The sequence below is a fragment of the Bacillus sp. UNC125MFCrub1.1 genome (assembly GCF_000701305.1).
In the GTDB taxonomy this organism is placed as follows: domain Bacteria; phylum Bacillota; class Bacilli; order Bacillales; family Bacillaceae; genus Bacillus; species Bacillus altitudinis.
This window is the reverse complement of sequence record NZ_JNIG01000009.1, coordinates 966,763-992,326: the sequence shown is the minus strand read 5'-3', so window position 1 is coordinate 992,326 and position 25,564 is coordinate 966,763. Positions and strand designations below refer to the sequence as shown.

Genomic DNA, 25,564 nt, shown 5'->3' with positions numbered 1-25,564 from the left:
CTTAACGAATACCCATTTGCATCGCAAGGCGTCTATCTGCCTTGGCATAGTCATCACCCATTGTGTACATATGTCTTGAAAGGGTGGAAAGTTCTTGTTCGTAGTCTCTCAAGGTGTACAAGGCATTCAGTTGTTTTTCATGAGAATAAAAGGTTGATTGCGGCTGCTCCATCCTTACTTCCTCTAACAGTGCTTCTACATCGCTATGGGTTAATAAATCATAGTGACCGAAGCCGACAAGTCCTTTCAGTTCTTGTTTTACATGATGGACGGCATCTTTTACACTATCATCAATTCCATCTATTTTCTCAAATACAGTGTGTACTTCATGTTCAATAATACTTTGTAGATCATAAGATGAATTTTTTAGTAAATGGGATTTTATGATAATTTCAAGCCCGCTTTGTGCATATGCACGGCCTGAATGGATTTCTTGTAAAAGCATCGCTGTAAAACTTGTATTGTGATCAAGCTGTTCATCTAAAATACGAGCGGTTCCATTCGAATGGAATGAATACCCATTTACTTTAAATTCTCCTGAAACGAGAGCTAAAAATGCATTTGTATCAAACGATTCGTTCCACTCTATATTCATTGATGCAAAAGCTGATCTTAAAAAGGTGTCAATTTCTCTTGGTTTATATTTTATGGATTCTTGGACCGATCCCTGCTCCCGGGGCGGTACGGTGTACTTGACTTGTCCAACTCCATGATCATGGCGATTGAGTAATCCTACATAATGATTGGGTTGAATATATTCCGTGAGAACATGGTTATATTTTCCTTCTACTGCTTTTTGCTGAATGGAAGGTGCCAGGCTGCTCCATATATTTGGGCTATCGAATGTGATGGCTTTTTTGACAGCTGGCTGTTCTGTCGCAATGTAAGCACAAACAGCACCGGCAAGCGCTTGTCCAGTGAGATAGATGGTTGCATTCGGGTGCTTCTGACAGACGTCCTTGATGTATTCCTTCCCTTTAAAAAAGACATGATCTTGTTTCCCGGCTAAGGATTTTCTTTCAATGGGGTAGGCATAATCCGTTTTTAACAATGATTGGGTAGCCGTTTGAACATCTTGTGTCGATGTCACCGTCATTTGTTTTGGCAGAGGACAGTGAAACGCGACAATGAACTCATCTGACTGTTCCTGCTGCATCGTTAAACCATATAATTGATGATCTATTTTTAGAAAATCGTTGACAGTGAGCGTATGCTGACCTACTTCTATCGTATGGTTCTGCTGGTAATTCTCTGCGTTTCCAGCGTGATCGGATATGATTTTATAATCTTTGTCGGTTAATCTATCCTTTCGATTGACCATCGTACCTGCTCCCTCACATAACATTTATGCAGATATCATAAATCAAAAAATATGGAAAAACCACAGCGTTCTACCAATAAAAACCTTTTGACCTACAGTGTTTGTGACAATATTGAAAAAAAGCGGAGTTTAAGTAACTATTGGTCACAAATAAAATGATCTAAAAGAAGGGTTTTTTCTATAAAAAAGAACGGGATTGATACATGACAGCGGCTCTTTATTTTGTGCATTGCTCTCTATCGGCATTTTTTTGTACAATAGATTTAATGAAGTGAGCAAGAGAGGTGAATGCTGATGGCAGACAAAGCATTTGGGTTACATGACGTCGTTGAAATGAAAAAACCCCATCCATGTGGTGCCAATCGGTGGAAAGTCATTCGTTTGGGCATGGATATTCGTATTAAATGCGAAGGGTGCGGGCACAGCGTGATGATCCCAAGAAGAGATTTTGAACGAAAAATGAAGAAAATTCTCGTCAAGCATGAGGAGCCAACTGCTTAAGTAGGCCTCATGCTTTTTTGATGAAATTTGTCTTTTGTTCAGAGAAACAGATGCAATTTCTTATTTTAAAGCTCCGATTTAGTCTTTTTGGTAATGTTTCTTCTATTGAAAATGCATGATGGTTAGCTTGTCTTTTCATGTAAACCTACTTATAATTGCTCTAGGTTCATATTACGCAGTATAACGAGCACGTTTCATATAGAGGAGATGAAAGAATGGCTTTAACAGCTGGTATTGTTGGTTTACCTAACGTCGGGAAGTCAACGCTATTTAATGCAATTACACAGGCTGGAGCGGAGTCTGCTAACTATCCGTTCTGTACCATTGATCCAAACGTCGGAATTGTAGAAGTTCCAGACGAGCGTTTGCAAAAACTGACAGAATTAGTGCAGCCAAAAAAGACAGTTCCGACTGCTTTCGAATTCACTGATATTGCTGGTATTGTGAAAGGTGCATCTAAAGGAGAAGGTTTAGGGAATAAATTCCTTTCTCACATTCGTCAAGTAGATGCAATCTGTCACGTGGTGAGAGCATTTGCTGATGATAACATTACACATGTGTCAGGTAAGGTTGACCCAGTGTCAGATATTGAAACGATTAATTTAGAATTGATTTTGGCTGATCTAGAAACGGTTGAAAAGCGTTTAACTCGTGTGAGTAAGCTAGCGAAACAAAAAGATAAGGAAGCGGTAGCTGAATTTGATATTTTGGAAAAGCTGAAGGACGCATTTGAAGCTGGAAAATCTGCAAGATCGGTTGAATTTACAGATGAGCAGCAGAAGCTTGTGAAGCAACTTCATTTACTCACGTCAAAACCTATTCTGTATGTAGCAAATGTGAGTGAGGACGAAGTAGCAGATCAGGACGGAAACGAATATGTACAGCAAATTCGTGAGTTTGCATCTGGCGAAAACGCTGAAGTCATCGTCGTTTGTGCGAAGATTGAGTCTGAAATTGCAGAGCTTGAAGGAGAAGAGAAGCAAATGTTCCTTGAAGAGCTTGGCATTAAAGAATCAGGTCTAGATCAGTTGATTAAAGCGTCTTATTCACTTCTAGGTTTAGCTACGTATTTCACAGCAGGTGAGCAAGAAGTACGTGCTTGGACATTTAAAAAAGGAATGAAGGCGCCGGAATGTGCTGGAATCATTCATACGGACTTCGAGCGTGGATTTATTCGTGCTGAAACGGTTGCTTATGAAGATTTACTAGCTGGCGGAAGTATGTCTGCTGCAAAAGAAGCAGGAAAAGTTCGTTTAGAAGGTAAAGAATATATAGTGAAAGATGGAGACGTCATTCATTTCCGTTTTAACGTATAGGTTCTTGTCATAGGCCAAGTAATTTGTTATAATATACAATTGTGAGTAATATAATTTATTGCTCCTTGCCCGTATAGGGCCGCTTAGACCAAAAGGAGGTGCAATCAGATGAGAAAGTACGAAGTTATGTACATCATCCGCCCAACAGTTGACGATGAGGCTAAAAAAGCAGTTATCGACCGTTTTAATAACGTGTTAACTTCTAACGGTGCGGAGATCACTGGAACAAAGGATTGGGGTAAACGTCGTCTTGCATACGAAATCAACGATTTCCGTGAAGGCTTCTACCAAATCGTAAACGTTCAATCTGACGCTGCAGCAGTTCAAGAATTTGACCGCTTAGCTAAGATCAGTGACGATATCATTCGCCACATTGTTGTTAAAGAAGAAGAATAAATCATTGAAATATATATTTAAAGGTGGTCTTTCAATATGCTAAACCGTGTTGTATTGGTCGGAAGACTAACAAAAGACCCTGAGCTTCGCTACACGCCTAATGGTGCGGCTGTAGCCACGTTTACTCTAGCTGTGAATCGTACGTTTACGAATCAATCTGGAGAGCGTGAAGCCGATTTCATTAACTGTGTTACTTGGAGAAGACAAGCTGAGAACGTGGCTAATTTCTTGAAAAAAGGAAGTCTTGCCGGTGTAGACGGTCGCTTGCAGACAAGAAACTATGAAAACCAGCAAGGACAGCGTGTCTTCGTGACAGAAGTTCAAGCTGAAAGTGTTCAATTTCTTGAGCCTAAAAGCGGCGGTGCTGGTTCAGGTGGATACAGCGGCGGTGGCAATAGCGGAGGCCAGTATTATGGCGGTAGCCAAAATGATCAGAATCCATTTGGAAATGAACCAAGTCAAAATCCATATGGCAATCAAAATAACCAAAATCGTAATCAGGGAAATAGCTTCAATGATGACCCATTTGCGAATGATGGTAAACCGATTGACATCTCCGATGATGATTTGCCATTCTAATTGATCTGAAAAAAATGACCAAAGGAAAGGTGTGAAAACAAATGGCAGGTGGACGCAGAGGCGGTCGTGCGAAACGTCGTAAAGTATGTTTCTTTACTTCTAACGGAATCACGCACATCGATTACAAAGATGTTGATCTTCTTAGAAAGTTTGTTTCTGAGCGTGGTAAAATTTTACCTCGTCGTGTAACAGGAACTAGCGCTAAGTATCAACGTAAATTGACATTAGCGATTAAAAAATCACGTCAAATGGCATTACTTCCATACGTTACTGGTGAGTAAGTCGTTGACTTAAAAGCGAAGGGCCTTGAGCTCTTCGCTTTTTTTATTTGTCTCACTTTTATGAGAAAGCCGTTTCTGGCAGTCTAACTAGGGGAAGTATGTAAAAAGAGAGTCAACGTGACAGTTTGTTCTATACAAATACTAGGTTAATCTGTCATATTGGTATTTTAAAATATACTTGCAGTCAGGGCGTGGGAAGATGATTGAATTTAAGAATGTATCGATGCAGTTTTCTGATGACCGCTATGCCGTTCAATCTGTTGATTTGGAGATTCAGAAAGGTGAATTTTTTGTATTGATTGGACCTAGTGGAAGCGGGAAAACGACGACTTTGAAAATGATCAATCGTCTCATCTCTTCTACAGAAGGTGAGATTTACATAAAGGGTCGAACCATCAGCGATTATGATATTTATGAGCTGCGCTGGGATATTGGTTATGTGCTTCAGCAAATAGCGCTGTTCCCTCATATGACCATAGAAGAGAATATTGCTATAGTGCCAGAGCTGAAACAATGGAAGCGGACTGAGACGAATCAGCGTGTTGATGAGTTGATGTTCATGGTGGGGCTTGAGCCTACTACCTATCGACATCGAAAGCCAGCAGAGCTTTCAGGAGGACAGCAGCAGCGAGTCGGCGTAGCACGGGCACTTGCTGCTGATCCTGAGATTGTCCTGATGGATGAACCTTTTAGTGCGTTAGATCCACTGACGAGAGAGAAATTACAAGATGATCTGCTTGAGTTACAGCGCCGTATTCAAAAGACCATCGTTTTTGTGACACATGATATGCAGGAAGCCATGAAGCTTGGAGATCGGATATGTGTGATGAATGAAGGAAAAGTGGTGCAGGTTGGACGCCCAGAGGAATTGATTCAGCATCCAGTGAATCCATTTGTGCGGGAGTTTGTTTCAGGAGCTGCCCGTCATGTAGACCATCAAGCATTTGAGCTGACAACTATTTCTCAGCCCATGCCTCAAGATGATCTGTTAGGCGATGAGGCGGTCTCCATCCATGCGACGCTGGAAGAGGTTCTATCTCGGCTGGCAGAGCATGAAGAACTTGTTGTTGAGAAGGATGGGGAACGGATCGGACTCATCACTCGTCAAGCGGTGATTCAGTATTTAGCCGGTACTTCTGCTGAGAGGGGCGAGACACATGAATGAATGGACCAGTGTGCTATGGGCTCGAAAAGATCAGCTCGGACACGCCTTACTTGAGCATATTCAAATTTCCTTCATTGCGTTATTTCTAGCGATTTTGATTGCCATTCCTTTAGGGATTTATTTAACGAGAGTCCCTAAGATAGCAGAGTGGATCATTGGGGTGACGGCTGTCTTGCAGACAATTCCGTCTTTGGCGCTGCTTGGACTGCTGATTCCTCTCGTTGGGATTGGTCAAGTGCCCGCAATTATCGCTCTTGTCGTCTATGCTCTTCTTCCTATTTTAAGAAACACATATACAGGCATTCGTGAGGTCGATCCGTCGCTCCGAGAAGCGGCGCTCGCTATGGGGATGAATCACCGCAAACGCTTATTAAAAGTAGAACTCCCTCTTGCTATGCCTGTGATCATGGCAGGTATCCGAACAGGGATGGTTCTTATTGTAGGGACAGCCACTCTTGCAGCTCTTATTGGGGCAGGCGGATTAGGGAGTCTGATTCTGCTTGGAATTGATCGGAATGATATGTCGTTGATCATCATTGGTGCTATTCCAGCTGCATTACTTGCGCTATTATTTGATGTGGTTTTGCGGACACTTGAGAAAATCTCCTTTAAAAAAACCGTGATCTCTGTGACGGTCTTTGCTGTAATAGCAGGAGCAGTTGTCGCTGCCCCATTGCTGTTTCAACAAGAAAAGAAAGAGATCACCATTGGAGGGAAGCTGGGGTCAGAGCCTGAAATTTTGATCTCTATGTATAAGCTTTTAATTGAGCAGGATACAGATATCCAAGTCAATCTTAAGCCTGGTCTTGGTAAGACGTCCTTTGTTTTTCAAGCACTGCGGTCTGGTGATATTGACATCTATCCTGAATTTACAGGGACAGCGATTTCTGAATTTCTGAAAGAAACAGCGAAAAGCACGGATAAGGAAAAAGTGTATGAGCAAGCGCGCCAAGGTTTGGCGTCATCCTTTCAGCTTCAGCTTCTTCAGCCGATGGCTTATAACAATACATATGCTTTAGCCGTGCCTCAATCACTAGCGGATCAATATGATTTATCAAAGATTTCAGATCTGGGTCAAATCAAGAATCGTATACGTGCTGGCTTTACTTTAGAGTTTTCTGATCGTCAGGATGGATATTTAGGCATTCAAAAAGCTTATCAGTTTTCTTTCGACGATGTGGTCACGATGGAACCGAAACTTCGATATCGAGCCATTCAAAAAGGGAATATTCAGTTGGTCGATGCGTATTCGACAGACAGTGAATTGAGACAATACAAGTTGAAGGTGCTTGATGATGACAAGCATGTTTTCCCGCCCTATCAAGGAGCGCCCTTGCTAAGACAGGAGACATTAAAAGAGTATCCTGAGATTGAGGCCTCTCTCAACAAGCTCGCTGGTCAAATCACAGATGATGAGATGAGAGAAATGAATTACGAAGTCAATGTGAAGGGGAAAGATGCATTTCAAGTAGCCGAAGCCTATTTAAAAAAGAAAAAATTGCTTCAATAATCAAGGGAAAGCAGGTCTGCTATAACAAAGCGGCCTGCTTTTGAAAAGAAAAAAACAAAAATCATTGACATCTATTTCAAAAAAGAATATCCTTAATTCGAGATAAATATATTTTTTGGTCATATATCTCGAATTCGAGATAATATAAAAGCGTCAGTCAAGACATAATGAGTAGGGACATGTTACGTCATGAAGAGGAGGTCATTAGAAGTGAAGAAAACAGAAGGAATTCACCATATCACAGCAATTGTTGGTCATCCTCAGGAGAACGTTGATTTTTATGCAGGTGTTTTAGGTCTGCGTCTCGTGAAAAAGACCGTCAATTTTGATGATCCAGGCACATATCATTTATATTTTGGAAATGAAGGAGGTTCTCCAGGTACCATTATTACGTTTTTCCCTTGGCCAGGTGCACAAAAGGGACAAATTGGAGCAGGTCAAGTAGGTGTGACAACATATGTCGTACCGACCGGTGCCTTCTCTTTTTGGAAGGAACGGCTTGAGCAGTTTGACGTTTCTTATGAAATGATTGAACGCTTTGGTGAGGCCTTTCTCTCTTTTGAAGATCCGCACGGTTTATTGATAGAACTTGTAGAGCGTGAAGAAGGAAAACAGAATGACTGGACATTTAATGGGGTGACACCAGAAGTAGCAATTAAAGGGTTTGGCGGAGCTGTTTTATTAACTTCACAGCCTGAGCAAACGATGCAGCTGCTAGAGCAAACGATGGGACTTGAAAAAGTCGGCACAGAAGGAGATTATGTGAGATTCCGTTCGTTTGGAGAAATCGGTAATGTCATTGATGTGAACAAGACACCTGTTGCACGAGGACGTATGGGCGTGGGTGTTGTACATCATATTGCGTGGAGAGCAACAGATGATCAGGATCAATTGGATTGGCAAAGACATGTTGCGCAAAGCGGATATCAAGTGACGCCTGTGCAAGATCGAAATTATTTCAATGCGATTTATTTTAGAGAGCTTGGCGGCATATTATTTGAGATTGCGACCGATCCTCCAGGGTTTGCACATGATGAATCTGTGGAAACGATGGGTGAAGCGTTGAAACTGCCACCGCAATATGAGGCGCAGCGTAGTCAAATTGAACAAATCGTGCTGCCGATTGAGGTAAGAGAAATCAAAGGGAAAGGAGATTCATGATGAAGCATCTTTTTCAAAAAGGAAAGAATGAACAAAAACCTGTCCTTCTCATGCTGCATGGAACTGGCGGGACAGAGCAAGACTTATTGCCGCTTGCAGAAGTGGTAGATCCTGAAGCATCTATTCTTAGTGTGAGAGGAAATGTATCAGAAAACGGCATGCCGCGTTTTTTCAGGCGTTTGGCAGAGGGTGTTTTTGATGAGCAAGATTTAATTGAGCGTACAGAGGAATTATATACATTTATCGGGGAAGCAGCAGATAAGTATGGATTTGATCGTCACAATGTGGTAGCCATCGGCTATTCAAACGGGGCGAATATTGCTGGAAGTCTGTTATTCCATTACGGAGATGCGCTGAAAGGAGCGATCCTGCATCATCCAATGGTCCCAAGACGAGGGGTTTCATTACCTTCATTAGCGGGGAAACAAGTCTTTATAGCAGCTGGTGAAAATGACCCAATGTGTCGTCCTGAGGAATCTCAGGAACTGGAGCAACTGCTTCAGGAGGCGGGAGCATCCGTAACGCTTCATTGGGAAAATCGTGGACATCAGCTAACGAGAGAAGAAGTCGATGCTGCGGCATTGTGGTATCGTCGTCAATTTAAATAAGGTGGGGAATACAGGTGGGATTTTTACAGAAGCTATTTGGGCAAACCAAACAAAAGGAGATGGAACAAGTGGAAAACGTAAAACTAGCGATTATTTATTATAGTTCAACAGGTACAAACTATCAGATGGCAAAATGGGCTGAGGCTGGAGCGAAAGAAGCTGGTGCTGAAGTCAAAATTTTAAAGGTTCCTGAATTGGCACCAGAAGCAGTTGTTGCATCAAATCCAGCATGGAAAGCACATTTAGATGAAACAAAAGATGTCCCTGAGGTTCAGTTAAGTGACTTAGAGTGGGCAGATGCCATTATTTTCAGCATGCCGACACGTTTCGGTAACTTACCGGCTCAAATGAAGCAATTCTTAGACACAACAGGCGGTTTATGGTTCCAAGGGAAACTAGCAAACAAAGCAGTGAGTGCGATGACATCTGCACAAAACCCAAATGGCGGACAGGAGCAGACAGTTCTGAGCCTGTATACAACGATGTTCCACTGGGGAGCCATTATTGCCGCTCCTGGATACACGGATGATTCCCTATACGGCGCAGGGGGTAACCCTTACGGTGTGAGTGTGACTGTTGACCAAAATGGAAAGATCCAAGAGGATGCAGAAGCAGCCGCAAAACATCAGGCGAAACGTACAGTCAATGTAGCAGAATGGATCAAAAAAGGTCAAAACGCTTAATAGATGTATACAAAAAGAATGCAGCCACTCCGCTGCATTCTTTTTTCATTAATAAGGATCTGAAGGTGTGCTGTTGTTGATCGCATCGTTGACAGCCTGTGCCGCGCCTGTTGATCCAATGGGTCCGCTTGGCTCCTCTTGTTTGAAGGCTTTTAAGCCATCGGCCACACGTTTTCCGTAATCAGGATCAGCTTTTGTAAAGTTTTCGATCATTTGGTCTTGGATGTCTTTTTGGCAGGTAGCTAAGGTGTTGACTAAGTTTTTAATCAGTTCCTCACGCTCCCAATCATTGAAGCGACGATAAGTTTCTCCCGCTTGTCCGAAATTGTTCGGGCGGTCAATGGCTTCTCGTTTGACTTCACCCTCTACAAAAGGCGTATGATCCTTTCCATCTTGCTGTGCTTCTTTTAATCCTCCGAGAATGGACGGTTCATAATTCACATGGGGGTTTTGTCCTTTTCCTTGATCCACATGATATTCCATTTGCCCATCTCGCTGATTGGTGGCAACATGCTTTTTCGGTGCATTGATCGGCAGCTGTAAATAATTTGGCCCGACACGATATCGCTGCGTATCAGAGTAAGAGAAGGTACGCCCTTGCAGCAATTTATCATCTGAGAAATCTAATCCGTCTACAAGAACCCCCGTCCCAAAGGCAACCTGTTCCACTTCTGCAAAATAATTTTCTGGATTTTTGTTTAGCACCATTCGTCCGATCGGTTTCCATGGATAGTCATCCTTGTACCAGAGCTTTGTCGGATCGAGTGGATCAAAGTCTAGATGGGGGTGGGTGTCATCTTCCATGATTTGCGCGTATACTTCCCATTCAGGATGATCCCCTTGTTCAATGGCTTCATATAAATCCTGTGTGGCATGATTAAAGTTTTCCCCTTGAATGGCTTGGGCTTGTTCTTGTGTCAGGTTGCGAATTCCTTGCTTTGGTTCAAAGTGATATTTGACCAGTACTGCTTTTCCTTCATGATTCACCCATTTATAGGCATGGACGCCAGAGCCTTGCATGTGCCGGTATGTGGCGGGAATGCCCCATGGTGAGAAGAGAAATGTCACCATATGTGTTGCTTCAGGTGATTGTGAAACGAAATCAAAAATGCGCTCGCCATCCTGACGATTTGTGACAGGATCAGGCTTAAAGGCATGAACCAAATCAGGGAATTTCAAAGCATCTCGAATAAAGAAAATTTTGAGGTTGTTCCCAACGAGATCCCAGTTGCCGTCTTCTGTATAAAATTTGATCGCAAATCCCCGCGGATCGCGTAAAGTTTCTGGTGAATGTCCGCCGTGAATAACAGAAGAGAATCGAACGAAGACAGGGGTCTTTTTTCCTTTCTCTTGAAATAATTTGGCTCTTGTATAAGTGGAAATGGGTTCGTCACCGAATGTACCGTAGGCTTCAAAGTATCCGTGTGCGCCGGCACCTCGTGCGTGAACGACACGTTCAGGGATGCGTTCACGATCAAAATGACTGATTTTCTCTAGGAAATCGTAGTTTTCAAGCGTAGTCGGCCCTCTATTCCCAACGGTTCTCATGTTTTGATTATCTGTTACCGGATGACCTTGGCGATTCGTCAAGGTTTCTTCTGACTCTGAAGATGATACAGGCTGTTGATCTTCTTTCAAGGTAGAATCCCTCCTTCAATATCTCCCTAACAATATGGTCATGTTGCTCCCTATTTCATACAAGGATTGATATAATGAGTGAAAACTTTTATGAGGAGCGGACTTAATGATTCGATTACACTGCCTTCACGCACATCCATCTAATATTTCTTACATTGACGACGCTTTCTATGGCACAGGATTTGATCTGCATCACATCGTCGATTCATCCTTTATGGAACGAGCCAAACAAGATCCTGCATTTGATCTTGAGCAGCAGCAAACCTATGCGATCAACAGACTCATGCAAGAAGCAGAGGCTGATCTTGTTTTATTAACGTGTACACAATACATTGCGGCTTTGGGGGAGCAGCAGCACCTGTTCAAACAACCAATTGTTCCGATAGATGAGCCGTTATTTGAGCAGATTTGTGAGCGAGAGGGTCCGCTTCAGCTGGTGTTTTCAAACCCAGATACAGTAGAAGGAACGATGAAGCGACTGTCTTCATATGTAAAAGAGCGGGGAAAGCAGTTAAAGGCAGAAGTGGTTGTGCTAGAGGATGTCTTTCATCTTTGCTTGAACGGTGATATACAAGCCTACCATGAGCGAATTATGGAACAGTTAAGGCGATCTGTGAAGCAGCATGGAGATATATGTGTGATGCAGCTCTCGATGGTTCACGCTGCAAAGCAGGTGGAGCAGGAAACAGGAGTGTCCATCATTCATCCGCTATCACCACTCAAACCATTTGTTTATCAAAAAATAACTACTCTAAAAGAGTGAACCCGCCACAGGTTCGCTCTTTTTGTATAGAAACGTAAATGGGATGACATGTTAAAAAAATAATGGAGCGCAAACTATTTTTAACAGGTGCGCGTCTATCCAATGTAAGAAATAACAGATGCGCATTTAAGATAAAGGAGCTCTTTGTAAAATGAAGAAACGAAAGATTGATGATCAATTTGCGGATTACGTAATGGAGCATAAACACAGTTTTTATCGATTGTCCTATAGCTATGTCAAAAACCCAGAAGATGCGATGGATGTCGTTCAAGAGGCGATTCATAAAGCACTCAAATCTGTTCACCGATTAGAGGATGCGACCAAGATGCATAGCTGGTTTTATAAAATCGTTGTAAACGCTGCCCTCGACTTTTTACGAAAGAAGAAGCGTGTGCAAGTGACAGAGGATGACACGCTTGAATTTTTATCGCAGGGTGAATCGGATGTCTATGAGGATCAAGATGTCAGACGGGCGATAGAAGATTTGCCGGAGATGTATCGGGCCATCATTATATTAAGATTCTTTGAGGATTTAAAGCTAGAGGACATTGCTCATATTCTTGGAGAAAATGAAAACACCATTAAAACAAGATTATATAAGGCGTTGCGGCTTTTAAAAGTAGAATTATCGCAGGAGGAAATATAAATGGATAAGCATTTGGAACAGTTAAAAGAAGAATATCTAGAAATCCCTATTCCCCCGGAATACGATGCTATGGTTGAACGGACATTAAAACGAAAAAACAAGCAACCTCATTTTCAGAAATGGACGATCGGACTTGTTGCTGCGGCTGCTTTATTTGTCACCACTGTAAATGTCAGTCCGCAGGCAGCAAGAGCGATTTCAGAAGTACCCGTCATTGGAGAGCTTGTGAAAGTCGTGACGTTCACAGAATTTAAAAAGAGCGATCAGGGAACAAATATTGATCTCAAAACACCACACGTTTCAGGGCTTGGGGACGGAAAATTACAAGACAACCTGAATCAAAAATATTTAGCTGAAAACAAAAAGCTGTATCAAGATTTTGAAAAGGAAACAAAGGGTTATAAAAATGGTCATTTGAGTGTAGAGAGCGGATATGAAGTAAGAACAAATAATGATCAAATTCTTTCACTAGGTCGATACAAGGTGACGACTCAGGCTTCTGCGGCAGAGGAAATGACATATGATACGGTGGATAAGAAAAACCATGTACTCATTACATTACCAAGTCTGTTTAAAGATGACCGTTATATTGATGTGATTAGTGAAAATATTAAAGAACAAATGAAGAAACAGATGAAAGAGGATTCAAATAAGATTTACTGGATGACGAAGCAAGATACGGTTGATCCGTTTAAGAAGATTCAGCCAGATCAAAGTTTCTATATCAATTCAAAAGGCAAACTGGTGATTTCCTTCAACGAATATGATGTGGCGCCTGGTTACATGGGTGTAGTTGAATTCACGATTCCAACAAGCGTGCTAAAGGATATTCTCGTCAGCGATATGTACATTCATTAAAAGAAGAAAAAAGACTGCTGAAGATGTCAGCAGTCTTTTTATGTTTATGAAGAAAGTGCGTCTGTTAGTGCAGGCACGACTTGTTTCTTTCTTGATACAACACCTTTTAGTAAAGCAGTGTTGTTTTCAAGTGTGACATTGAATGCTTTTTCTACTTTTGCTGCTTCAGTACCAAGGGCAAGCGCAAGAGAGTCATTTTCTAGAATGTCTGTGATCACTAAAACAAATAGATCAAGACCTTTCGCTGCGATGACTTCATTGATTTTTGCTTCGATGTCAGCTTGTCTTGCTGTTACTTCAGCGATATCAACTGTATTAACTTGTGCAATTTCGACTTTGCTGTTACCTAGTGCAAATTCTTTTGCATCCAGTGTGATTAATTCTTGAACTGTTTTTTGGCTTAGGTCAGCTCCTGCTTTCAGCATATCTAAACCATATACGTCAGGGTCTACTCCTGCGATTTTTGCCAGCTCATGCGCAGCATCAACATCCTGCTGTGTGCATGTTGGGGATTTGAATAGCAAGGAATCAGAAATGATCGCAGACAAAAGCAAACCAGCGATTTCTTTTTCAATTGTGACTTGGTGCTCTTTGTACATTTTGTTTAAGATCGTTGCTGTGCAGCCAACTGGCTCAGCACGATAGTAAAGAGGTTCACTTGTTTCAAAGTTGGCAATACGGTGATGGTCAATGACCTCTGTCACTTGTACTTGATCAATATCGCTTACACTTTGTTGGAATTCGTTATGATCGACAAGAATGACTTGTTTTGTTTCGTTTGCAGCCGTTTCAATGAAACGAGGTGCTTCTTGTTTAAAGAAATCTAATGCGTATTGTGTTTCTCCATTGATTTCTCCAAGTCTGACAGCTTCTGCTTGAACGCCAATTTTGTTTTTCAGATCAGCGTAAGCGATAGCAGAGCAAATCGTGTCTGTGTCAGGGTTTTTGTGTCCGAATACGAGTGTTTTTCCCATGTGAATTCTCCTTCTTACTTTTATTGATGATGTTTCTATTCTAACAGCTTTTGACCTTGAATTCAGGGTTTATAGCTAAGAATAATCTAAAAAATTGTAACATGCTGTCTGAAAAGTTGCATGTACAAGACGATCTAAGTTGTTCCACGTGAAACGCTCTTGAGATAGCCTGCATTTTACTTGCGATTTGCGGCTATGGTAAAATAAACGTTGGGTCAAGATATGACGGAGCGTACATCGTACGTATACATAGAAGTACACATTGAGCAAGATATAGAAAAATGATTGGATTGAGGTGAAGGTGTGAAACAAACAAAAGCGTTAGTAGAAGGCGCTATCATGATCAGTATTTTTGCGGTCATGACGCTGTTTTATTTGTATGTGCCACTTTTAGCCATTATTTTCTTCATGGCTGCTCCGATTCCGATCATTCTCTATACAATCAGGCATGGCTTGAAAAAAGGAATTGCGGCTGGCGCTATTGGCATAGTGATCAGCTTTTTAATTGGGTCTATTAATGGGCTGTTAAGTGCGCCAATGCTGATTGCTGTTGGAGTAGGTATGGGTGTTTTCTACAGCAGGAGGCAGCCAGGTCAGGCTATTATTACGGGTGCGCTGATCTACTTATTCAGTTTTCTCATTTACTTTGTTGTCAGTGTCCAGCTGTTTCAAGTAGATATACTGGGTGTCGCAAAGGAATCAATTGACCAAATCATGCCGATGGTAGAGAGTACCTTAAAACAATCAGGCGCTTCTGATCAGGACATAGCAAAACAACTCAAGCAGTTTAGAGAGATGCAGGATACGGCATTAAATTCTTTACCTGTAGCGCTTTTGATTTTTGTCACGCTGATGTCTTTCGTCAATCATTGGTTTGTGCGGCCGTTGATCAAACGGTTTGTTCCAGACATGCCAGCTCTTAAGAAATTTAAGGATATGCGACTGCCAAAAAGCATGGTATGGTATTATTTACTCACACTGCTTTTGATGCTGATTCAGCCGGAGAAAGGCAGCTTTTTATCGCTCGTGCAAACGAGTGCTTTTCAAATTTTATTTATACTGGTGCTTATTCAGGGCTTTTCTTTTATCTTCTATTATTGCCACGAAAAAAACATCTCAAAAGTGGTACCCATTTTTGCCGTTGTATTGACGATTCTCTTTCCGCCAATCGGTGTGATTGTGCGTATTATAGGGATTGCTGACATAGGCTTTGATTTAAGAGAAAAAGTAAAAACAAATAATTCACTCTGAATGTTGAGGAGTTGATATCAGTGCCAAGCTTCTATCGAAAACCTGTCATCAAGTATCCGATCTTCGCGTTAATTGTTCTTGCGGTGATCACAGTCCTCCTCAACCTTTATTTTAATTGGATCATAGGAGCGGTTGGTCTTTTAGTCCTTGCGGGTGTGCTCTACTTTTTAAAGTGGGCAGATACGCAGGTACAAAAAGAGATTGATTCATATATTTCAACATTATCCTATCGAGTCAAAAAGGTTGGAGAAGAAGCATTAATGGAGATGCCAATTGGTATTATGCTGTTTAATGACCAGTATTATATCGAATGGACCAATCCATTTCTCGCTTCGTGCTTCCATGAAAGCACACTTGTCGGCAGATCCTTGTATGATACATTTGAATCCATTGTGCCTCTTATTAAACAAGAGGTTGAGACAGAAAATGTGACGCTGAATGACCGGAAATTCAAAGTCATTATTAAACGGTCAGAGCGCCTTTTATATTTCTTTGATGTCACGGAACAAGTGCAGATTGAAAGACAGTATGAAAATGAACGAACGGTGTTATCTTATATCTTTTTAGACAATTATGATGATGTGACGCAGGGTCTTGATGATCAGGTGCGTAGCGCGATAAATAGTGAAGTCACATCGCTGTTAAACAATTGGGCACAAGAATACGGCATTTTCTTAAAAAGAATTTCATCTGAACGATTTATGGCTGTATTAAACGAGAGCATATTAGCAGAGCTTGAAGCATCGAAGTTTTCCATTTTAGACGAGGTTCGTGAGAAAACAGGGGCACATAGCGCCACACTTACCCTTAGTATTGGAATCGGTGCGTCTGTTCCTTCTTTAAAAGAACTTGGCGCACTTGCGCAGTCGAGTCTTGACCTTGCCCTCGGACGAGGCGGGGATCAGGTAGCGATTAAACAGCCGAATGGGAAAGTGAAATTCTACGGTGGAAAAACCAATCCGATGGAAAAACGGACACGAGTACGCGCACGGGTCATTTCACATGCTTTAAAAGAAATTGTATCTGAAAGCGGTAATGTCATGATCATGGGGCATAAGTTCCCCGACATGGACTCTATCGGTGCCTCGATCGGGATTTTAAAGGTTGCTCAAGCGAATGGAAAAGAAGGTTACATCGTCATTGATGCCAACCAGATTGGGGATAGCGTTCAACGCTTAATTAGTGAAATTAAGAATTATGAAGAACTTTGGTCCCGTTTTATCACGCCTGAGGAAGCGATGGAGCTTGCAAAGGATGACACATTGCTTGTGGTCGTAGATACACATAAACCGTCCCTTGTGATGGAAGAACGACTGCTAAATAAGATTGAAAACGTCGTTGTCATTGACCACCATAGACGTGGTGAGGAATTTATCCGTGATCCTTTACTTGTCTATATGGAGCCGTATGCTTCATCTACAGCAGAACTTGTGACAGAGCTGTTAGAGTATCAGCCGAAGAAATTGCGAATTAACATGATTGAAGCCACAGCACTTCTTGCTGGGATCATCGTGGATACGAAGAGTTTCTCCCTCAGAACGGGGTCAAGAACGTTCGATGCAGCATCCTACCTTCGTGCAAAAGGGGCAGATCCTGTCCTTGTGCAAAAGTTTTTGAAAGAAACAGTCGATCATTACATCAAACGGGCAAAGCTCATTCAGCATACAGAGCTGTATCAAAATCAGGTAGCGATTGCTTCCTTGCCGTCTGACAGATCTGAGTATTATGATCAAATTACGATTGCACAGACGGCTGATTCTCTCTTGTCGATGAGTGAGGTTGAAGCATCATTTGCTGTCGCAAGGCGAGATGACGATACGGTCTGTATTAGTGCAAGATCGTTAGGGGATATCAACGTTCAAATCATTATGGAAGCATTAGATGGCGGCGGTCATTTGACTAACGCTGCGACCCAGATTTATGGTATAACCATTGAAGAAGCGGTAGAGAAGTTAAAAGCTGCCATAGATGAATATTTCGAAGGAGGGGTTCAAAGATGAAAGTCATCTTTCTAAAAGACGTAAAAGGCAAAGGGAAAAAAGGCGAAGTCAAAAATGTAGCAGACGGATACGCTCACAACTTTCTCATCAAACAAGGGTTAGCTGTTGAAGCAACTCCAACGAACCTAAGTGCATTGGAAGGGCAGAAAAACAAAGAGAAAAAGAATGCCATCCAAGAGCTTGAGCAAGCGAAACAATTAAAAGAAACACTTGAGGCGCTGACAGTGGAACTCACTGCTAAATCAGGTGAAGGCGGTCGTCTATTTGGATCGATTACAAGCAAACAAATCGCTGATAAATTGCAAAAAGAACATCAAATCAAACTCGATAAGCGTAAAATCGAGTTGAATGATGCCATCCGTGCGCTAGGATACACAAATGTACCGGTGAAGCTTCACCCAGAAGTACAAGCAACATTAAAAGTGCACGTCACAGAACAAGCATAAACAGAAAAGAACCCGTCTCCTCGTGAGGCGGGTTCTTTGTTTATGATGGATCTGAAATATAGACGCTTCGTCCAGCACGCATACCGGATATAAACATGAAAAATAGGACGATGATAAAGATGATAATGGATGGCGTCCATGTATGTGTCACATCAAAAAGGATACCGATCATGAATGGACCAACAGCGGCTAATAAATAACCGAGTGACTGCGCCATTCCAGAGAGGGCAGCTGCTTGTTCCATATTGGTTGTTCTTAATCCAATAAATGTGAGGGCAAGACTGATACTGGCCCCTTGTCCGACGCCGATGAATAGCACAGAGATGACAAGAATAGGCGTCGACCCTCCGAGAAGGAGACCAATCATGCCGAGTAAATACACAAGGACAAGGCCGACGACAAGCGGTCTTTGCGTTTTTAATTTTTCTGCAAAAACGGGCGTTAAGAAGGTCGATGGCAGACCAGTGAACTGCATAATGGACAGCATCCATCCCGCTGTCGCTAAGTTCATGCCATGTGATGTTAAAATATCAGGAAACCATGCGATACTGCTGTAGAAAAGGAATGATTGCAAGCCCATAAAAAAGGTCACCTGCCAAGCGACACGTGAACGCCATATTGGCTGCTCTTTGAGCGAAATGCTTTTGACAGCCGCTGTGTTCTGATGAAGAAGCTGCGGCGCCCACACCATCATCGCAAGAAGGGCAAGTCCGGCCCAGACAAGGAATGATGTATTCCAGCCCCCAGGCATCGCATGACTGAGCGGAACACTGACACCAGATGCAAGTGCAGCAAAAACGGACATCGATGTCGTATACACGCTTGTCATTAATCCAGCATGTGCAGGGAATTTATGTTTCACAAGTCCAGGTAAAAGCACATTACAAATCGCAATCCCGACGCCTACTAGCGCCGTTCCCATCATTAAAAAGGTGATGCTGCCAAATGAACGAATGACAATCCCAAAGAGCAGGACAGCAAGCCCAAGCCAAAGTGTTCGTTCATTCCCAAGACGTTTTCCGATTTTAGGTGCAATGGGAGATAGCAATGCGAATGAGAGCAGTGGTAATGTCGTGAGGAAACCAGCCAGTCCATTTGAAAGCTGTAAATCAGAACGAATGGCACCGATCACAGGACCAACAGACGTAATGGCTGGCCTCAGGTTAAAGGCAATGAGTAAAATCCCAGCAATCAGCAAAATGGTTTGCCCTGTACTGCGAGGATGAAATGTTGATTTTTCTAGTTGTTGTTCCATGAATGTAAACTCCTTTATTTCTTTAAGGACGATCTTTCTTCTGTTCAAGCTCCGCTAATTTAGCTAATAAGATGTGCTGCGGCATATGCATGATTTGCTCTAACGGTACATTGAGTGATACAGCAAGCTTTTGTGCGGTATCGGCTGAGATTTGTAAAGGTCTCATGCGCAAATCCCTCCTCTTTCAATCTATACGTTCCAATATACCATATCGACTTTGTGACTTGCTGATAAAAAATTTGGGTTTTCTTTTATAAAACCACTTGATGGCCGATAAGAAATTTTTTTGAAATTGTTTCAGATGGTGGCCCTCTCCTTGTTCAATGTGAAAGTGAAGCTTTCGTTCCTGCATCCCTTTCTGTAATAAAAGATCATGGAGTTGTTTGTTGAATAAAGGCATGTGCTGTTGGGCAGATGTTTTGCCTTTCCCTTCTTCACTGCCTACAGACAAATAGACAAGGTGGTCCACAGACTGAATGCTTTGTTGTTTAGCAAACGATAGAAAATCTGGATACCAAAATGACCCGGAGAGGGACGCGATGTTTTTAAAAAGGTCAGGGTACATGAATAAGGTATAAATAGCAAAGAGTCCACCTAATGAAGCACCTACGTGGCTATGTTCATGACCGGTCTGTTTAACTGGGTATTCTCTTTTGATATATGGAAGCAAGTCATTTGCTAAAAATGACACATATGTCTGTGCCTCACCTTTAAAGTCAGGGAATCCAGAATGCAGTGATGATGCTTTCCATGGTGTATATTCGTCAAGTCGATTGAAGGGGTGTATACCGACGATGATGATTGGCGAGATGGTTTTGGCTTCAATCATGCTTTCGATCTCTAGCAGGTGGGTTCTAAACAAAGAAGAGCCATCTTGTACAAAGACAGCTGGAACATCAATAGAGGTGTCCGGTGGAAGGTAAATATCAAGCTGCCGCCCGTTCAATTCGTCATATAGAAACGTTCCGTTCATGTGTATTCTCTCCTTCAAGTTTTCAAGCTCCGCTGAAAAGAAGAACAAAGGACTAAAATGTTTAGCCCTTTGTCAAGATGCGCATCTTTTTAGTTGGTTTGATCTAGCCATTTGACAGCCTGATCAAGGAAGGTGGTTTTGCTTAGTGCTGTTCCTCCCTGAAGCATAGGATCAACGACATTTTCATTGATGTGTCCATTTTTCACAGCTTTTAGGCTGTTCCAAATTTTATTTCCCTCTAAGTCCTTCAATGCATTTGGATTCGATGAGTTTTCCTCTTGGGAGAATTGAACAAAGATATAATCAGGATTGAGTTCACCTAGGCGTTCCAATGAAATCATTGCTTGTGCTTTGGCTTTTTTGATATCACTTGGTGCTGTAAATCCTAAGTCCCCATATAAAGTAGAGTTGAAGTATACGTCTTCAGGGTACACGTACAGGTCGCCCTGTCTAATGCGTAAAATGACAGCTGTTTTGTTGTTGCTTTTGTCTTTCAGGGTTTCTTTCGCTTGTTTGAGATCTTTCTGATAATCAGAAATGATGCTTTTCGCTTCTTCACTTTTTCCAGTCAGTTCACCGAGTAATAAAAGGTTGCTTTTCCAGTCGGAAGAGACATGTGATACTGGGATCGTCGTTTGAACTTTATCTATTTTTTTAATTGTTGCAGGCGGGAACTTGGTTGATCCGAGTATCACGTCTGGTTTTAGTTTTAAGATTTTTTCTAGGTTCGGTTCTGTTTTTTCCCCAATGCCTTCTGTTTTTGCTGTAATGTCTTTAAATAATTCCGGGAAATTGCCGCCGACAGTAGAAGCACCAATAGGCTCGATACCAAGTAGTTTTGCATCTTCCATCGATTCTAGGCTTCCAGCAATGACGACTCTTTTCACTGGTGTTTTGAGTTTGTACGTTTGATCTAAATATTTGATGTTTGTTTCTGCTGCTTCAGCTGACTTGCTTTTGGTTGTGTTTGAAGCCGGTTTATTTTCTGCAGCACCACAGGCTGCTGCGGTGATCGTCATGAAACAAAGGATAAGCAATGCGAACCATTTTTTCATTTATTTTCTCCTTTAACTGATAATTGTTCTCAATTAAAGATTGTAGTAGTCATTCGTCCTTTTATCCATAGACAATGATCTGTCTAGTGATGGACTTTTTACGGAAAAAAAGATAAAAGGTCCTGAATGACTCGTTGATGACTGGCTGCTGTGTATTCACGCCAAGGGTCAGAAGCGAGTGGATAGACAGCTTGTTGCGTCACAGCCTTGAGATTTTGCCAAGCCTCCTGTTGCTTTAACTTTTGATAAAAAGCAATGGTTTTTGGTTCTTTATGCAACAAAAGGAAGATGGCATCTGGGTCTAACTGCTGTATAGAGTGAATGCTGATTTTTTTTTCGATGAGCTGGCCATCATTCTGAAAAGCTGGCAGAAGGCCAATGTCATGAAAAATTACTTCTGACATGGTGCGATTGACAGATAAGTAGAGCTGATCTTGAAAGATACGAAGAGGCAGGACGGTTCTTGGTGGATGATCAATAAGGCATGCCTTTTTCGCTTGAATGACGAGTTCTTCGTAATGAAGCAGCCATTCTTCTGCTTCCCTCGTTTCGTTTAAGAACAGAGCTGTTTGTCTGAATTGAGCGCGCCAATCCAATTGTGTGAATGGAACAAAGTGAACAGGACAGATGGTTTTCAACGCTTGTTTTTCTTCCTCTGTCACATGATCATTGGCAATGATCAGCTCAGGTTGTGCTTCCTTCAATTGCTGTAAATTGGCTTCAGCGTGTTCGTTGATACGATGTGCACTCAGATGAATCGGAATTTCTTCTGCATAATGCTCAAAATCATGTGCTGTCCATTTAGGGTGAAGAGGGGCAGCATATGGGATGATATGAATAGGTGTGAGCTGCCCGAGTATGGAATGGCCATAGGCAGCCATTTTCCGTTGACGGCTTTTCATATAAGCAGAAGGAGTGATACCCGTTTTTTTCTTAAAGATGCGGCTAAAGTAATAGGGGTCTTGATAGCCGATGTCCTGTGCAATGTCTTTGAGCTTTGCATGACCTTTTGCCATGAACTGTTTGGCTCTAGCCAGTCTTTTCTTGGTGATATAATCAGTGACACTCACATCAAAATGCTTTTTAAATAACTCGCTGTAATGATTGGCGCTGATACCAGCCATATGAGATAGACTTGTAAGGCTGAGAGGTTCTTCGGAATGTTGATCGATATATTGTTTTGTTTTGAAAAGGGCGTGTGTTGTGTCACAAATGTCTTCTTTATGCAGTGTGAAAAGCTGCAGGATGAGCTGTTGAAAAAGGGTTTGGCTTCTAAAAAAGCTAATGGATTCAGGTTTTTGCCATTCTGTTGTCATGTCGGACAGTAAAGAATGAATGTGTTCAATCGAGCTAATATCGATAAATTGCCATACATTCAGTAAAGATTGGGCTTGTTCAGTTGATACTTCTTCTATGCTTTGACCTTGTGGCGTGTACATCTGAAAGCGAAACAGATAGAGCTCGTGTTTTTGATGTGGCTCTGTTTTCAACATAAATGTTTCCCCAGGCATCATCGTATAGAGTGTCAGATTTTTCAATCGCCATCTTTGATCATTCAATGTAAGTAAACCGCTGCCGCTTATGTTAAAGAGGAGGCAGAAAGTATCTGAAAACTGCTGCTCCGTATGTGGAAGATCTGCATTATTTATTTTTTCAGTATATGTTAATCGATAAATGCATTGTTCAGCATTTACCTTTGTACATAATTGATGATTGTTTCCCATAAAACCACCTGATCTCTTATTAATTGATAAATATTCTCAATTGAATTGTATCAGAAAGAGCTGGAAAATGGTGTGTTTATTCTGTCAAAAAAGCACCCTGATGGAGATCAGGGTGCGTAGGGTATAGAGAAATACTTGCATTCGTTGTCCGTCCTGCGCCTGTGATAAGGGCAATCTTTTGAGATAGATCACTATATTTCGTGTGTTCACTAGCTTTTTTTCATGTCTGTGGTTGTTAAAGGATCATCATGATAGAGTGCAAAACGAAAAGCATAATTCATCAGCACCGGCAAAACGGACGTATGTCCTTCTTCAGGGAACTCGTGATAGGCAGTATGCAAGCCGTATGACGATAAAGGCAACATACGATTTGCTAGTGAATTGGCATGATCATTCATTTGACATGGATGATGTTTTTCTAACTCACCTACACCTACAAGCAGCCTGACATCCATAGGCACCTGACGTATATAGTTGGTGAATTGGTGTTCTTTTTCTAGAAATAATTTTTTGTTCCAGTGGATAGAAGGGCTCCCTGCAATATATGTCTGATAAGCATCAGGGTGCTCAAATAGTGTGTGTAATACAAAAAGACCGCCAAGAGAATGCCCAAACAGTGTTTGACGACTTTGGTTGATCGGAAAGCGTTGTTCGATATAGGGCTTTACCGTCATTTCTAAAAAAGAAAAGAAAGTAGAAGCGCCGCCATATGTATGGTTGGAGAAGTCCTTTCTTTTCCTCCCAATGGAAGCATCAGGGGCGGTAAGAGTGAGATCATAATGCCTAAGCGGATGATAGGATTCTTCTGTTTGATAGCCAATTCCAACAATGATTGCAGGTATGATTCCTGTTTTTTCAGGTCTTCTTGACTGTAAACGAATGGCTTCGACCATTGTGCCAAAAAGCGAATTTCCATCAAGTACGTACATGACTGGAAAACCAGCCGCTGGAGGAGTAGCATTCGGTTTAAATATAAAAAGTCTGTATGGGTGTGCTGTGATATCCAGTTGCTCCGTCCCAGGTATAAAAAAGGGGCGGCTTTCTCCGAAAAGTGAATTCTCAGTACCCATTCCTTCAGGGTGTTTCAACATATATAAAAATTCCCTTCCTCAAAATGATCCTCATATGGTGATAAAAGCAGACTTGTGAATATTGGTTGGATGAGAGTATTACTTGAAAACTTCAAATGAAAATGATTCTCAATTATCATGTGAGCAAACCAAATAATAATAGTTATTAATTATAAAGTCAAATGTTCATAAAGTTATGTAAATGTTAATTTCGCCCAATTCATTGATGCGGCCTGCTCTGCTTCTATATTTTGCGTCGGCAGCCGGTCATCGAGAAGTTCCGCCATACCAAGCACCGTCCTTTCATACAAAAATACACTACTCTTCTTTTTAACATTTTCATTCATAACAAAATGAAATGGTCAGTCGGGGTTCTGCTAGAGAGCGTGTTGAAAGAGGAGGGGCTGTTTTAAAAGTGGCGAAATAACATATAACATCAAAAATGAGGCAATAAAAAAAGTAAGGGATGTGCCCTTACTTTTTGATCAATTGGTGTACATATCTGTTAACATCATTCACTTAAAATCCATCTGTGACATCATATTCGTAACGGATATCGGCTTTGACATTGCTCATAGTAGATCTCGCGGTAGCTTTTGCGTTGTACTTAAAGCTCCATTTTTGAGCGACTCTTAATTGATCATCCAGAGATATACGATAAGAACCACTTGTTGCAGAGGAGAAAAGTGATTGATACCAAATGTTACTATCACTAGCCATTAGTTTGTGTGTGACATTCCCTTGGTTGGGTGTTTGAGTGCTAGTTGTCGTAATCGATTTGACAATTGCACTTTTAGGAATAGAAGAATTGTTCGTTAAATCCATTGTAATGACAGAAGAATCAACCCCTAAAAAATTTAAAGAAGAATTCCCCAAGTTTGTAGCCGTCCCCGTAAAATTGAATGTCCCATTTCCAGATTTGATACGATCTTGAATGGAAACAGAAAAATACATGTCTCCGGTATATGTACCACGGGTTACTTTCACAAAATAAGTTTCTGAAGTTGAAGTCACGTCACCAGTATTTGCAAAAATAAAGGGTGTTACTGAGTCAGGATTAATGACTCTAGACCTCCCGTCGGAATTTTTCGAATTATACACCTCGATTTTCATCCCAGTATATTGCTTATTATACGAACTTCTGACATAAACTCTTTCACCTTTATTGATCGTAAACTGATAATACGCTTCATTTTCACCTTCAGGTAAGATTGTCGTGTCTGAACGACTATTTTTCCAATATCCCATTGAACTTGCAGTGTTAGGACTGTTATTCCCCGTAATTGCTGCTTCTGCTGACGTTGGTGCGAAAAAACTAGTAACAAGCGCCAATAATAATGCTGGTAATAATAAACGTTTAAAGATAGTATTTGTCATATATTAACCCTCC

At 41.6% G+C, this 25,564-nt stretch carries 26 protein-coding genes; 16 read left to right on the top strand and 10 right to left on the bottom strand.

The genetic code is table 11. The annotated features are described in order from the left end of the window. Window position 1 precedes the first annotated feature (1 nt). Complete coding sequence (locus N521_RS05215) at window positions 2-1,321, bottom strand: hypothetical protein (protein ID WP_025208341.1); 1,320 nt, start codon at window positions 1,319-1,321, stop codon at window positions 2-4. Window positions 1,322-1,615: 294 nt separating this feature from the next. On the opposite strand from N521_RS05215, the gene N521_RS05210 reads away from it, so the two are divergent. From N521_RS05210 to wrbA, 10 genes are all read left to right on the top strand, one after another. Then, on the top strand, window positions 1,616-1,822 hold the full coding sequence (locus N521_RS05210) for a DUF951 domain-containing protein (protein WP_008347561.1): 207 nt from the start codon (window positions 1,616-1,618) through the stop codon (window positions 1,820-1,822). A gap of 215 nt (window positions 1,823-2,037) precedes the next feature. Then, window positions 2,038-3,138 carry a redox-regulated ATPase YchF gene (gene ychF / locus N521_RS05205; protein ID WP_007497458.1) on the top strand — a complete coding sequence of 367 codons (1,101 nt, stop codon included), beginning with the start codon at window positions 2,038-2,040 and terminating at the stop codon, window positions 3,136-3,138. A gap of 108 nt (window positions 3,139-3,246) precedes the next feature. Beyond that, complete coding sequence (gene rpsF, locus N521_RS05200; RefSeq protein ID WP_008347557.1) at window positions 3,247-3,534, top strand: 30S ribosomal protein S6; 288 nt, start codon at window positions 3,247-3,249, stop codon at window positions 3,532-3,534. A 36-nt stretch (window positions 3,535-3,570) separates the two neighbouring features. Beyond that, on the top strand, window positions 3,571-4,113 hold the full coding sequence (gene ssbA / locus N521_RS05195; RefSeq protein ID WP_007497456.1) for a single-stranded DNA-binding protein SsbA: 543 nt from the start codon (window positions 3,571-3,573) through the stop codon (window positions 4,111-4,113). 41 nt (window positions 4,114-4,154) lie between these two features. After that, on the top strand, window positions 4,155-4,394 hold the full coding sequence (rpsR, locus tag N521_RS05190) for a 30S ribosomal protein S18 (protein WP_008347556.1): 240 nt from the start codon (window positions 4,155-4,157) through the stop codon (window positions 4,392-4,394). Window positions 4,395-4,593: 199 nt separating this feature from the next. Further along, window positions 4,594-5,559 (top strand): ABC transporter ATP-binding protein, encoded by a 966-nt coding sequence (locus tag N521_RS05185; protein ID WP_035390142.1) that lies wholly within the window; start codon window positions 4,594-4,596, stop codon window positions 5,557-5,559. Continuing rightward, entirely contained in the window at window positions 5,552-7,069 is a 1,518-nt protein-coding gene (locus tag N521_RS05180) for an ABC transporter permease/substrate-binding protein (RefSeq protein WP_008347552.1), read from the top strand. The genes N521_RS05185 and N521_RS05180 overlap by 8 nt, the downstream gene beginning before the upstream one ends. Before the next feature lie 189 nt (window positions 7,070-7,258). Continuing rightward, window positions 7,259-8,230 (top strand): ring-cleaving dioxygenase, encoded by a 972-nt coding sequence (locus tag N521_RS05175; RefSeq protein ID WP_007497450.1) that lies wholly within the window; start codon window positions 7,259-7,261, stop codon window positions 8,228-8,230. Beyond that, entirely contained in the window at window positions 8,227-8,838 is a 612-nt protein-coding gene (locus N521_RS05170) for an alpha/beta hydrolase (RefSeq protein WP_026050184.1), read from the top strand. The genes N521_RS05175 and N521_RS05170 overlap by 4 nt, the downstream gene beginning before the upstream one ends. Before the next feature lie 59 nt (window positions 8,839-8,897). Next, window positions 8,898-9,521 carry an NAD(P)H:quinone oxidoreductase gene (wrbA, locus tag N521_RS05165; RefSeq protein WP_045034926.1) on the top strand — a complete coding sequence of 208 codons (624 nt, stop codon included), beginning with the start codon at window positions 8,898-8,900 and terminating at the stop codon, window positions 9,519-9,521. A 48-nt stretch (window positions 9,522-9,569) separates the two neighbouring features. On the opposite strand, the gene katX is transcribed toward wrbA, so the two are convergent. Next, window positions 9,570-11,069: a catalase KatX gene (katX, locus tag N521_RS05160; RefSeq protein WP_230677060.1), complete on the bottom strand. Its 1,500-nt coding sequence runs from the start codon at window positions 11,067-11,069 to the stop codon at window positions 9,570-9,572. Window positions 11,070-11,265: 196 nt separating this feature from the next. Here katX and N521_RS05155 point away from each other — a divergent pair, with 196 nt between their 5' ends. The 3 genes from N521_RS05155 to N521_RS05145 all read left to right on the top strand — a co-directional run bounded on the left by N521_RS05155 (window position 11,266) and on the right by N521_RS05145 (window position 13,426). Further along, window positions 11,266-11,922, top strand: coding sequence for a hypothetical protein (locus N521_RS05155; protein ID WP_035390137.1), 657 nt, complete (start codon window positions 11,266-11,268; stop codon window positions 11,920-11,922). A gap of 151 nt (window positions 11,923-12,073) precedes the next feature. Continuing rightward, complete coding sequence (locus N521_RS05150) at window positions 12,074-12,568, top strand: RNA polymerase sigma factor (protein WP_035390135.1); 495 nt, start codon at window positions 12,074-12,076, stop codon at window positions 12,566-12,568. Next, a complete protein-coding gene (locus N521_RS05145) occupies window positions 12,569-13,426 on the top strand; it encodes an anti-sigma-V factor RsiV (RefSeq protein WP_035390133.1) in 858 nt (285 codons plus the stop codon). It abuts the gene before it with no gap. 44 nt (window positions 13,427-13,470) lie between these two features. On the opposite strand, the gene N521_RS05140 is transcribed toward N521_RS05145, so the two are convergent. Then, entirely contained in the window at window positions 13,471-14,400 is a 930-nt protein-coding gene (locus tag N521_RS05140; RefSeq protein ID WP_035390131.1) for a manganese-dependent inorganic pyrophosphatase, read from the bottom strand. A gap of 303 nt (window positions 14,401-14,703) precedes the next feature. Between N521_RS05140 and N521_RS05135 the strand changes: the two genes are divergently transcribed. From N521_RS05135 to rplI, 3 genes are read left to right on the top strand one after another with little or no spacing between them, the layout of a single operon-like run. Next, window positions 14,704-15,651 (top strand): YybS family protein, encoded by a 948-nt coding sequence (locus tag N521_RS05135; RefSeq protein ID WP_008347532.1) that lies wholly within the window; start codon window positions 14,704-14,706, stop codon window positions 15,649-15,651. A 20-nt stretch (window positions 15,652-15,671) separates the two neighbouring features. Continuing rightward, complete coding sequence (locus N521_RS05130) at window positions 15,672-17,651, top strand: DHH family phosphoesterase (RefSeq protein WP_017359884.1); 1,980 nt, start codon at window positions 15,672-15,674, stop codon at window positions 17,649-17,651. Beyond that, window positions 17,648-18,097, top strand: a complete 450-nt coding sequence (gene rplI, locus N521_RS05125) for a 50S ribosomal protein L9 (RefSeq protein WP_007497423.1) — start codon at window positions 17,648-17,650, stop codon at window positions 18,095-18,097. Before N521_RS05130 ends, rplI begins: the two co-directional genes overlap by 4 nt. A 40-nt stretch (window positions 18,098-18,137) precedes the next feature. Here rplI and N521_RS05120 read toward each other — a convergent pair whose 3' ends face one another. The 7 genes from N521_RS05120 to N521_RS05095 form a co-directional block, all read right to left on the bottom strand. After that, complete coding sequence (locus N521_RS05120; protein WP_035390129.1) at window positions 18,138-19,352, bottom strand: CynX/NimT family MFS transporter; 1,215 nt, start codon at window positions 19,350-19,352, stop codon at window positions 18,138-18,140. Between the two features lie 22 nt (window positions 19,353-19,374). After that, window positions 19,375-19,518: a YycC family protein gene (locus N521_RS19080; protein WP_080987766.1), complete on the bottom strand. Its 144-nt coding sequence runs from the start codon at window positions 19,516-19,518 to the stop codon at window positions 19,375-19,377. Between the two features lie 18 nt (window positions 19,519-19,536). After that, window positions 19,537-20,325, bottom strand: a complete 789-nt coding sequence (locus N521_RS05115) for an alpha/beta hydrolase (protein ID WP_035390127.1) — start codon at window positions 20,323-20,325, stop codon at window positions 19,537-19,539. An 89-nt stretch (window positions 20,326-20,414) separates the two neighbouring features. Continuing rightward, on the bottom strand, window positions 20,415-21,380 hold the full coding sequence (locus N521_RS05110; RefSeq protein WP_035390125.1) for an iron-hydroxamate ABC transporter substrate-binding protein: 966 nt from the start codon (window positions 21,378-21,380) through the stop codon (window positions 20,415-20,417). 98 nt (window positions 21,381-21,478) lie between these two features. Further along, complete coding sequence (locus N521_RS05105) at window positions 21,479-23,104, bottom strand: ABC transporter substrate-binding protein (protein WP_035390123.1); 1,626 nt, start codon at window positions 23,102-23,104, stop codon at window positions 21,479-21,481. A gap of 209 nt (window positions 23,105-23,313) precedes the next feature. Next, entirely contained in the window at window positions 23,314-24,195 is an 882-nt protein-coding gene (locus tag N521_RS05100) for an alpha/beta hydrolase (RefSeq protein ID WP_035390120.1), read from the bottom strand. A 498-nt stretch (window positions 24,196-24,693) separates the two neighbouring features. Then, complete coding sequence (locus tag N521_RS05095) at window positions 24,694-25,551, bottom strand: hypothetical protein (protein ID WP_035390118.1); 858 nt, start codon at window positions 25,549-25,551, stop codon at window positions 24,694-24,696. Between the last annotated feature and the right edge of the window lie 13 nt (window positions 25,552-25,564).